This is a genomic window from Halorubrum sp. AJ67 (genome assembly GCF_000513435.1).
The window spans coordinates 91,964-101,813 of the sequence record NZ_CBVY010000001.1 but is presented as its reverse complement, the minus strand read 5'-3'; the positions used below and the strand labels follow the sequence as shown (position 1 = coordinate 101,813).

The 9,850-nt window shown below is 53.4% G+C and carries 10 protein-coding genes and 2 pseudogenes; 4 read left to right on the top strand and 8 right to left on the bottom strand.

From position 1 onward, the window contains the following. Positions 1 to 275 (top strand): annotated as a pseudogene (locus tag BN903_RS17805) (hypothetical protein); the annotation flags it as partial. Between the two features lie 251 nt (positions 276 to 526). Here BN903_RS17805 and BN903_RS00490 read toward each other — a convergent pair. The 3 genes from BN903_RS00490 to BN903_RS00480 all read right to left on the bottom strand — a co-directional run bounded on the left by BN903_RS00490 (position 527) and on the right by BN903_RS00480 (position 1,605). Continuing rightward, complete coding sequence (locus tag BN903_RS00490; RefSeq protein ID WP_048075849.1) at positions 527 to 919, bottom strand: DoxX family protein; 393 nt, start codon at positions 917 to 919, stop codon at positions 527 to 529. Between the two features lie 129 nt (positions 920 to 1,048). Then, positions 1,049 to 1,330 (bottom strand): type II toxin-antitoxin system RelE/ParE family toxin, encoded by a 282-nt coding sequence (locus tag BN903_RS00485; RefSeq protein WP_048075848.1) that lies wholly within the window; start codon positions 1,328 to 1,330, stop codon positions 1,049 to 1,051. Then, positions 1,327 to 1,605: a ribbon-helix-helix domain-containing protein gene (locus BN903_RS00480; protein WP_048075847.1), complete on the bottom strand. Its 279-nt coding sequence runs from the start codon at positions 1,603 to 1,605 to the stop codon at positions 1,327 to 1,329. The genes BN903_RS00485 and BN903_RS00480 overlap by 4 nt, the downstream gene beginning before the upstream one ends. Before the next feature lie 1,337 nt (positions 1,606 to 2,942). Between BN903_RS00480 and BN903_RS16190 the strand changes: the two genes are divergently transcribed. Beyond that, positions 2,943 to 3,344 carry a hypothetical protein gene (locus BN903_RS16190; protein WP_154017950.1) on the top strand — a complete coding sequence of 134 codons (402 nt, stop codon included), beginning with the start codon at positions 2,943 to 2,945 and terminating at the stop codon, positions 3,342 to 3,344. Positions 3,345 to 3,388: 44 nt separating this feature from the next. On the opposite strand, the gene BN903_RS00470 is transcribed toward BN903_RS16190, so the two are convergent. From BN903_RS00470 to BN903_RS15365, 4 genes and pseudogenes are all read right to left on the bottom strand, one after another. Then, the gene (locus BN903_RS00470; RefSeq protein WP_048075845.1) at positions 3,389 to 4,210 is read right to left on the bottom strand and encodes an IS5 family transposase; all 822 of its coding nucleotides are present in this window, start codon (positions 4,208 to 4,210) and stop codon (positions 3,389 to 3,391) included. Between the two features lie 9 nt (positions 4,211 to 4,219). Then, positions 4,220 to 4,615, bottom strand: a complete 396-nt coding sequence (locus BN903_RS00465; protein ID WP_052334861.1) for a type IV pilin — start codon at positions 4,613 to 4,615, stop codon at positions 4,220 to 4,222. Positions 4,616 to 5,045: 430 nt separating this feature from the next. Next, positions 5,046 to 6,554: an MATE family efflux transporter gene (locus tag BN903_RS00460; protein WP_048075844.1), complete on the bottom strand. Its 1,509-nt coding sequence runs from the start codon at positions 6,552 to 6,554 to the stop codon at positions 5,046 to 5,048. Between the two features lie 171 nt (positions 6,555 to 6,725). Further along, positions 6,726 to 7,199 (bottom strand): annotated as a pseudogene (locus tag BN903_RS15365) (RNA-guided endonuclease InsQ/TnpB family protein); the annotation flags it as partial. Positions 7,200 to 7,308: 109 nt separating this feature from the next. Here BN903_RS15365 and BN903_RS00455 point away from each other — a divergent pair. Next, a complete protein-coding gene (locus BN903_RS00455; RefSeq protein WP_048075843.1) occupies positions 7,309 to 7,914 on the top strand; it encodes a hypothetical protein in 606 nt (201 codons plus the stop codon). A 155-nt stretch (positions 7,915 to 8,069) separates the two neighbouring features. Here the strand turns inward: BN903_RS00455 and BN903_RS15360 are convergent, their stop codons facing one another. Then, a complete protein-coding gene (locus BN903_RS15360) occupies positions 8,070 to 8,705 on the bottom strand; it encodes a heme-binding protein (RefSeq protein ID WP_079890513.1) in 636 nt (211 codons plus the stop codon). 390 nt (positions 8,706 to 9,095) lie between these two features. Between BN903_RS15360 and BN903_RS17795 the strand changes: the two genes are divergently transcribed. Then, positions 9,096 to 9,850 (top strand): M56 family metallopeptidase (locus tag BN903_RS17795; RefSeq protein WP_228840977.1); only part of this gene is annotated, 755 nt, incomplete at its 3' end.

The window sequence follows — 9,850 nt, the reverse complement described above, 5'->3', positions numbered from 1 at the left end:
AAAACCGGGGAAAGAAGCGCTCAAAACCATCCTCGAAACTGCGCTATGACTCACCAACAATCTCCGCCACAAGAGCGTACGCAATAATAGGCAACTCCACTCCGGGCAATTTCATATTCTTCATGTGTGCCGGATTTGGGCTATCTGGAATTGCTGAATCACTACCGAACCACCGACGACGGGCCGCCGGTATACTACGTCTTGCCTCGATTTTCGTAATGATTAGTCTACTCGCTATTCTCATTTTCACCCCCGATATTGTAATGCAGTTCTAATTCAGTAATGTGCTTTCCTGTGACAATTTGCCCGATTGTCATAGAGGTATTCTATCGATTGACTCGTAACCGAACCCCGGATGAAAAATGGGAGAGCCCGCTGACTTTACCCTCTATATGTAGCAGTCGGCTTGTGACAAGAACGAGGTAGGTGAGTTTAGCGCTGCTGAATAGAACGCGCGAATCTTGCGCGCCGATCTGCTCACACAGCCAGCGACTCGATTCGCTCAATACAGTGCGTGGCGTGAGCGTTAGTCCTCTCTCGCACGGCTGAGGAATGCGAGTGCTGCGCCAAGGAGCGTGAGATTTTGGAGGAACGATGTGAGTTCTCCGTCACGCTCCTCCTCATCAACTGCCCAAAAGTTATGCATGAGTGGCGTCACACCTAGCAAAAACGCAGCTACAGCGCTCGCGGAGAGTTTTGGGGCCTTCCACATGCTAATTCCAATCCCCCCGCCGAGAAGGAGACCACTTCCTGCTGGCACGACCTTCTCTGCGTCAGGGACCCCTTTGGCATCGGCGTATGCCACCCGTCCTTCGTGGTTAGTGAGATTCCGCACAGCGAGCGCTACAAGGCCAGTCCCGAACAGCAAACGGCCGGGGAGAGCCGGTGTTTCTGTGTCGTCAGTATCAGTCTCAGACATTACTGTCTGGTAAATCGGTGAGCAATTTAACAGTCATGATCGTCGAATTATACATCTTTGGATTTGTTGAAATTATCAATAGGTGATAGTTATCTATCCTCAATCGCTCAGTACTGGTCGCACAACCTTTCAATCGTCACCTCTGTACGCGTTTCCACCCCGCTTTCTGATCGCGACCACATAGAGTATCCGTTGTTCACGATCGGCACGGCATCCCAGGCGGAACTGTCCAACCCGAAGCTTCTGATGTGGCGCTCCCGTGAGCGGTTCGAGGTGGTCTGTCGGCTCTCGCCACTGATCGGTGACAACTTCTTCAAGCTTCGAGATGATCCGGTCGCGAGCGTATTCGTCGAGTGCGTCGAGTTGTCGCTTCGACCGATCGGTGAGCTTCCAGTCCCACTCCTCACTCATCGCTCACTTGTATCTTCACGCCCGTACTCAGCTTTGATCTCCTCGCTGGAGTGTGTCCGCCCTTCCTGAATGTCGACCTCGCTCGCAGCAATCGCCTTGAGATCTGCACGGTTGAACTCCGGATGTTTCACCGCGTCACGGAGTACGTCGCGAACGAACTCGCTACGGCTGTTGTACCCCAAATCTTCCCATGTTGCGTCGACGTCGGAGAGAAATGTCTCCGTTATTCGGATGTTGACCGTCGTTTTCTCGGGCGGCGAACTGGCTTCGGACATACTACTGTGTTGAAATTGTGTATCAATAACAGTTACGCCAAATCAGATGTGTCGAGGAACTTTCGCCACTGCTCCATCTTTTCACGCTGATTGCGGCGGCCGTAGTGTTCGTCAAGCAGGCAAGTTCTCACGGCCGATTCAGTATTAATACTGGGGAATAAACACCGTGAGAAGAATTCTATGACACTCCCAAATAGACTGTAACACGTATCAGAACCTGTAATAACTATTAGATCCTGTAACAGTATCCGAATCTGTAACGACAGCTGTGGCGATCACGTCGAAGGCCTACCGCAAAGGACAGCTCACCACCTTTCGAAACACCAATACATGCCTCTCATGTCTTCTATGGTTGGTAGCTCCACCCCATAGGGACGAAATGGTACCAAGGGTCCCATCCTCTTCGGTACTTCTGAGCGTATCTGTGAACCTGGCTTGTCCTATTATTCGTTGTGACGCTCGCGGTCTCCTCACGCCGGAGGCCGGCCTGTGCGCCGAGTCGAAAGAAGACTCTCTGTTGTGGAGACTGCGCCTCATCAATTAGAGTTCCGGCCTCGTCGTTCACGTCGGACTGGTTGAGCCAGACACGCTTCATGCCTTCGCGCTCGGGATGATAGTTAAGGCGAATAGTAGCTTCTACTGGTTGTACCTACAACAGATCATGTAGAACTGGGATAGCAAGGGGGCGATTTGGGTGCGGATCGGACTGTATCGGTATGCGAATCACGGATTCGCAAACATACGGTGCTACAGTAGAATTCCGAATACTGGGCTCTGTCGAAATCCTCTTTTTCAGACAGATTTTCACCAGAAACACCCGGTCGATGAGAGCTGCGAATTGACCATCGAGCGTTCTGTTAATGTATAATAATTTTTGAGCGACACAATACTTCGACTGTAGTTCGGTCAAATCAACTGATCGTTACTTCGGACTGCGATATAAGCGACTGCGAAGGCTGGTGAATGAGCGCGACTGTGTACTGGCCGTCAGGGAAGGCAAGTACACCTGACTTGTAACGTGCATTGTCCACGGCGATGTACCAGGTGTCACCGGCGGCTAACGTACTGGTCGTGTCCACAGCAGACGAACTTGACGAGTCACTGTAGAGTCTTAGGTAGTCGTTAGCATCATTATCAGTCTCAAAATAAGAATAGCTGGCCCTGTTGAAATCCTATTCTTCAGACATATCTTCGCCTGAAACGTCTGGTCGATCCGACCTGCGTATTGACCACCGAGGAGTCTACCAGTTCAAGAGATAGTCCGGAAGCCGTGCAAGATACAACGTACAGCGATTTCCACCCAATTCTTATAAGCACAGAAATTCGGAATATATGGAATGAATCGTCGTCAATTGTTCTTATCCACGACCGCTATACTCACTGTTGGAATCTCGGGATGTACGTATGATACAGACACTCCTCAGGAACCACACTGTAAGGGAACTGCCCCTCCTACTATCTTTAACGAAGACGATCAGCGGTATGATATTGATGTTCTTATTGAAGAAGACGGAGAAACTGTGCTGACTGAAGAATACAGCGTAGGTCAATCCAACGGTGACGACGATCAAACGCAAATTGATGTAGAGTTAGAAGCTGAAACCACATATTCCGTGACAATCAGCTTGTCTGGTACTGAGTATGAGCCTCAACAAATCGAGATCCCAAACGGTGGTGGGTTGGCGATCACCATAGAAGATGGAGAGCCTACTGTAGACACTTATCCGGCATGTGACTAACTACACGGTCAAAGAATAGCCGGTTTACCGTCTATATTGACTGCTCAGAGTGACCGGTCGAGATTATGAACGAGACAAGCGATGGTGAGTTCACGGAACTGTTTCCACCAGTGTCGTGATCGGACGAACGCACCGTACTTTCGCTTGAGTGTCGAATTGACGGTCTCAGATTGACTCCGTTGGCCGTAGAGATCAGCGTCTAAGCGTGCGTTCCATGCCTTGTGGAGCGATGTGAACTCACGATGCTTGATCAGTGGGCGAACCTCGTGTTGACGGGCAAGTCGTCTGATCTTCTGGTCGTCGTAGCCTTTGTCACCGAGCAGGATGTTGATTGTCTCGGGGTTGCGTTTGATCAACGACGGCGCAATCTGGCTATCGTGTTTTCGTGTCGTCGTCACGTGGAGATCAAGGATTGCGTTCATCTTCGCATCGACCAATAGCGTCACTTTGAGCTGTTGAATCGTGAGTTTGGCTCGTTTCGTGTAGTGTTTCGAGGCGTGACTCCGGTCGAACCCTGACGCATCGACTCCAACGATTCCGCTCGTCGGAAGTAGTGTCGCTGAGAGAGTTAATATAACACGCCATACAGCCATATCAAGCCGATTGAACGCCTTACAGAGTGTTGATGGCGTAGGTAGTTCAGCTAATCCAAGAGCTCGACGAATGCGTGGCATCTCGATCAGTTCGTCAAGCAGACCACGATAGGTCGTGTTCTTCCTGACTTTGAGACACAGCAAAACAACGTGCTGCGGGAGTGTATAGCGGTGTTTAGAGAACTTCGAGGAGTATCGAGAGACTGCCCGCCGTGCCAGATTGATCGCCTTCTCAGTAAACCGGAGAATCTGCGACTTCGGGAGGGCCTTCATCTCGTCGAATTACAGGCTGAACATGTAACTCTCCAAGGATTTCAACAGAGCCGAATAGCTGTTTGACTGCTGCAATGTCGCGACAGTAGTCCCGCTACTGTTTTTGATCAAGATCTTTAGGTCACTGGCGTGAATTATATCGCCGTTATTGTGGCTGATTTCCGCCCAGTTTGTGATCTCCCCGTTTGTCGATCGCCGCGGGGGTGGGGCGTTCTCGGGTGCGTCAGCAACAGAGAGGGACACCACCGGTGCGGGTTCTTTGAGGGTACTAGTCAGTCCCAAGAGGGAGGAGCCAATAACGGCCGCGAGAATCACAGTTATCGCAACCACGAGTATCGTTGCGATGACCGGTGAAACGGCCCGCGTGTCATCCATGTCAAGCAATTCGATTGATTTACCTGTCATAGTTGTTGTCTCCCAACACCGGTATCATAGTGTGTGAGCCTTCCCTAGTAGTGCGACCCACAGCATTAGCTTCCCCCAATTGAACGAGCAAATGTATTGGTAGTTGAGAGAGCATCATATATCACCTTTTATACCGAGATTACGGTACTTTCGGGATTGTCCCCACGTTCGTAGTTGGTGACGGAGACGACAAGACGTAGAGACAACTCAAGAAACATCTAGTATTGAGCGATTCGTGAGTCCCCTGTATTGACCGATTTGGGAACTCCGAGCTGAACACGTCCTCCTGCAAGATACGCGCCTTCCATCTTGCATACCAGTACAGATATCATTTTTCAGCTGTTAGTTACTTTAGTAGTCAGTTCGCAGGTTTTATCGACAGGCTGTTTAAGTGAACATATATCTGAAAAATAGAATTTTATCAGCATCGTCAATCGGTTTCAGAGATCATGTCTTGGTCACTCCCCTCGCCAGTCCTACCACCGGCTGAGGAGTCTCCATCGGCAGCACTCGTATTTGACGCCTCCATCGCTTCGTCGGTCAGATCGCCACCACGCCAGCCGCCACTCTCGAACCAGCCCGCCGCGACGATGGCAGCGATCACACTTGAGACCGCGAAGGCGAACCAGATGCCCGCCGGCGACGGTGTCGCAAAGAACCAGCCGTCAATCGGGACCAGTCCTTGCGACGCCACGTAAGCGATCGGGAGTCGGATGAACCCGAACAACACGACAGCAATAGTGGCAGCGGTGAGTGTTTTGCCGGCGCCACGAAAACCACCGCTGTAGGCTCTGATAACGCCTACAAAGCCGAAGGTAAGTGCGATCCATCGCAGGAATGAGGAGCCCTCGGCGACGACGGCCGGCGAGTCGTCGAAGATCCCGATGATCTCGGGAGCGAATACGAAGGTCGCGAGGCCGACAGCCGAAAAGAGCAGAAACGACATCTTTGCGGCGAAGCGATTGGTCGCGACCACCCGGTCGTGTCGTCCCGCGCCGATATTCTGGCCGGTCATCGCTTCGACGCCGCGGTCAATGGCAATCGCGGGCATGAAGATCATCGAGAAGACTCGAATGCCGACGCCGAAGGCGGCGACAACAGACGTCGAGAACAGCGTGACGATCACTAAGACCGCATTGATTGAGACGGCGCGGCCAGTGTTTTCGATCGACGCCGGCACACCGATTCGGAGCAGTTTTCGGCTGTAGCTCAGGTCTGGGACCATCTGCCGGAGGTGAATCTGGATACCGTGTGCTCCCCGAAGCATGAGCCAGATCCCGACGACCATCGCAGAACCCCTCGCGAAGACGGTGGCGATGGCAGCGCCCTCAACGCCGAGTTCAGGGAGCGGTCCGACTCCGAAGATGAGGAGTGGATCAAGTGCGACGTTGAGTACGACCGTCCCGAGCATGACTAGCATCGGTGTGATGGTGTCTCCCGCGCCTCGCATCAGCGCGATGAAGATCGTGAAGCCGAACAGGAACGGCAGTCCGAGGCTGATGACTTCCATGTACTCGGTCGCCAGTCCCAGTACAACTGGCTCGGCATCAAACACGTTGAGAAGTTCAGCAACGAAACTGTAGCCGAGCGCTCCGAGGATAACCCCAGCTAACAAAGTGAAGATGACAGCTTGAGAGGCCGCATACTCGGCCTTCGCGGGCTGTTCGGCGCCGGTGTGTTGAGCGACGAGAACGCTGCCAGCGACCGTCAATCCGAGCCCGAGTGAGATGAACAGATAGACGAGCGGGAACCCGAGGCTGATCGCGGCGAGCGCCTCAGTGCTGTAACGTCCCAGCCAGAAGGTATCGGCGAGGTTGTATCCGACCTGGAGCAGATTGGTGATGACGATCGGAAACGAGAGAAAAAATAGAGCGCGTGGAATCGGTCCGTCAGTTAGATTGAGCTCTGATTGACTCTTGAAGAGCTGTTGAAGCCTCATTGGAGGTTAGTGTCGTGGCTAAACACTGTGACGAGTAGGTGTGTAGCGTTAGTCATTGCAAACGTGATATGATAAATAAACGTTCGTCGTGAATAACTGATCGGGTCGCGACCGCTTACGCCTGTACCAGCGGCGGTGGCCCTGATCAAAGTAGAGAGTGAACTACCCCTCCTACCGCTCGCCTACTGGCTCGCGCTTGAGGGTGGGGCTTCCTGTTTCCACAACGCGCTTTGCAGATACAGGCGTATCCACAGGGAGCGCACTCTCCACAGGCGTTGATTCGGAGCGTCCCGCTCCTAATTGCTTTGTGATACCGCGAGAAAGAATATTCCACGCCGCATTTGCGTCTCTGTCGGCTTCGAACCCGCATGCCGGACAGGAGTGTTCACGAACCCACAACGGTTTCTCGGTCGAAACACCACACGACGCGCACTCTTTGGTCGTTCCGCGCGGGTTCACGGAGACGAAGTGCGTTCCCTCGCGTTCGCACTTGTATTCGAGCATACGAAGGAACGTTCCCCACGCCGCTCCTGCTCGGTTCCGCGAGTTGCCCGGGAGTTCGACCAAGCCCTTCGCATCCAAGTCCTCTACGGCCACGAGGTTGTATTCGCGGGCGTAGTGGTTCGACAGTTTGTGGAAGAAATTAAATTACGCTCGTAGTGATCGTATCCGCTGAAGCCAACAATCTGAAAGCGGTGGCAACTCTTCACTTTATTATCGGGCCCGCTTAACAACCGCCAGCATAGTCGCAAACATGCGAGGAAAGATCAGCGTCTTCCGACCGATCGAAGCGTACGCGGAGGCCGGCTCTTCTAGAACGCACGGCGTCGTCGCAATCATCTCTTTCTGTGTGTTCGTCGGAACTATCGTCTTTGGATTCGTCCCGGTCACGAGGGAGATCGAGGTGTCCGGTTATTCGACCGCTGATCTACAGGAGGCAACGACTCGGGCCGACGTAGACACCATCTTGCAGGCATTCGAGCCGGTCATGGATTCGGTTGTTCTTCTCTCTGTGCTCGATTACCTCTTTATCGTCGCTGGGTTCTTTCTCTTTTTCTCGCTCCACTCACTCGTGATGAAACGACTGTCGTTCGACGACCGTCTAGTGATGGTTCCGAAGCTCGGCATGGTACTGACCATCTGTTCACGGCTTCTCGATGCACTGGAGAATCTCTGGGTTATCCTGATCTACTCAAACCCCGATAGCTATCGTATTGCTCTCATCAGCTTGATGAACACCACTCAATCAGCGAAATGGCTGGTGGTCACGATCGAATACCCGACCCTCGGACTAGCCATCGCCCTGGTTGTTCTGGTCCGATATACATCCCTTTTCGATGGTAAGACATCTCAGATTTAATCTATTGCCCGCAATCGTCCATAGACAAACAGATTCTATATTTCTCTCACGGGACTGTTCGGTGACACTGACTCTGATGTGGTCAATACTTGTGCGCGCTGTATCTCGCACACTTTGATGTTCAGTTCAGATCCGTGTTCCCGAATCAGTCACTGTCAATCCTCCTCAACCACCTCTACCGCTACTTCATTTCGTCGCATAAACGGTGGTGTCCACGGGTCGTTATACCGGAGAAGATAGGGATCTTCCTCCGGTTCAATGTCTTCACCTTCAAGCGTGGACAGAAGCTTCTGTGTCCGTCGTGTGACCCGCCACTCTGGTGCATACCAAGAAAACTGATCCACAGCGACTGTCTTCTGTGGTTCGGTAATGAGTCTGACATCCGGTTCTGTCGGTTCTGGTGCCGTTTCAGGAGTATACTCGGAGGGCAGATAGAACGCCATCCGGATCGTCTCAGCTCCAGTCTCAGTCGCCTCTGATCGAACAGGAGTAGTCATCGCAATTGAATCCCTGGATTGGGTTTCAACAGGGGCCGTCATAGAGGTGGACTCGTTACCTTGGTTGGCTCCCGAAATGTATCTGAAAAGGCGTTGAAACGCAATCCGCTGAGTTGGTGCCGTCGTTTCAACAAGAACCGTCTGCGGGTAGCGACGAATCTCAGTGTCGTTTACCGTTCGTAGCTGTTCATACGGGACTGATTTTGCCTTCTTGATCGAGTAGATGCCCCATCCAACCCAGCCAGCGAGTGCTACACCACCACCAATAAGTATCGTTTTTGTAACCGATCTCATACACAACTATTAATCTCCATAGTAATTAATATACCATCTGGCAAATGGCCTCGTATGGCCGAGTCGTCTACTATTGACCCTGAAATTGCCGACTGGCAAACCCCTCGACGAGGATGAAGAGATTGTTTGGTCTGAGAAACTACACGAGAGTAGCTTGATCCCAGCCCTTGTCATCGGACTGCCCCTCTCTCTCGTCCTCATTGGGTTATTCATTATCGCCGGGGCTTATCTTCAGCGCAAGAACACAAAGTACGTTGTGACGGCTCTGTTGAAATCCTTAGAAAGTGATATACTCTGACCAGGGGGTGGTAAGTACAGCCTGTGCTTCACTCGCCGGGTGGCAACAGGAGTGAGACCAGTTTATAAAATAAGACTGAGTACGATCCACAAATGCGACTCCGTCACTCCCTGTCGCTCGTCTTTCGCGCCCTCCTCGCGGTGGGACTATTGTCGATTGTCTTCCTCGCCGTCATTTTCACGCTGGCGGCTCTCCCGACTGTATTTATCCTCGAAGTTCTGGGCAGTGGTGGAGGAGCGACGACAACGGAACTCAACCACGCCGTCCTCATCGGCACTGCTGTCGCGCTAGTTATCGCCGGTCCCGGCGTTGCGTGGACCCTTGTTCGTGGCGTGCGCCGGGAGCGGCGGACGCTGCTCGCGAACTCCCGACCGGCCGCGTCGGAGAACGGCGAAGACGCGGTCTCCGCGGCCTGTCGTCGCCTCGCCGCCCGCTTCGACGTGCCGGAACCAAGCGTCCGCATCCGGTCAACAGCGACCCCGCTCGCGTACACCACCTACCGCCCAGAGGACCCACTGGTCTCTATCGGCGGCGGGAAGCCGACGATAGTCATGAGTGAGGGTCTCCTCACCGCGCTGTCGTCCGCAGAACGCGACGCGGTGCTCGCACACGAACTCGCTCACCTCGCTAACGGCGACCTCGATCTCGCGGCGGGGCTGCTCGTCCCGGTCCACGCGGCCGAAGAGTTGTACGACGGTCCGGACGCGGTTGGCCTTGACCCGCTCGGGTGGGCCTTTGCCGCGACGGCCGCCATCGGGTTCGGCATCTTCTCGCGCGGCCGCGAACTCGCGGCCGACCGCGCAGCGGCCGCCGGAGTCGTGGGAGGCGAAGGCACACAGGGAGTAGG

Coding starts and splice junctions, on each gene's coding strand:
- BN903_RS00490 (WP_048075849.1), bottom strand. CDS start 919: ATGTCTGAGACTGATACTGACGACACAGAAACACCGGCTCTCCCCGGC.
- BN903_RS00485 (WP_048075848.1), bottom strand. CDS start 1,330: ATGAGTGAGGAGTGGGACTGGAAGCTCACCGATCGGTCGAAGCGACAA.
- BN903_RS00480 (WP_048075847.1), bottom strand. CDS start 1,605: ATGTCCGAAGCCAGTTCGCCGCCCGAGAAAACGACGGTCAACATCCGA.
- BN903_RS16190 (WP_154017950.1), top strand. CDS start 2,943: ATGAATCGTCGTCAATTGTTCTTATCCACGACCGCTATACTCACTGTT.
- BN903_RS00470 (WP_048075845.1), bottom strand. CDS start 4,210: ATGAAGGCCCTCCCGAAGTCGCAGATTCTCCGGTTTACTGAGAAGGCG.
- BN903_RS00465 (WP_052334861.1), bottom strand. CDS start 4,615: ATGACAGGTAAATCAATCGAATTGCTTGACATGGATGACACGCGGGCC.
- BN903_RS00460 (WP_048075844.1), bottom strand. CDS start 6,554: ATGAGGCTTCAACAGCTCTTCAAGAGTCAATCAGAGCTCAATCTAACT.
- BN903_RS00455 (WP_048075843.1), top strand. CDS start 7,309: ATGCGAGGAAAGATCAGCGTCTTCCGACCGATCGAAGCGTACGCGGAG.
- BN903_RS15360 (WP_079890513.1), bottom strand. CDS start 8,705: ATGAGATCGGTTACAAAAACGATACTTATTGGTGGTGGTGTAGCACTC.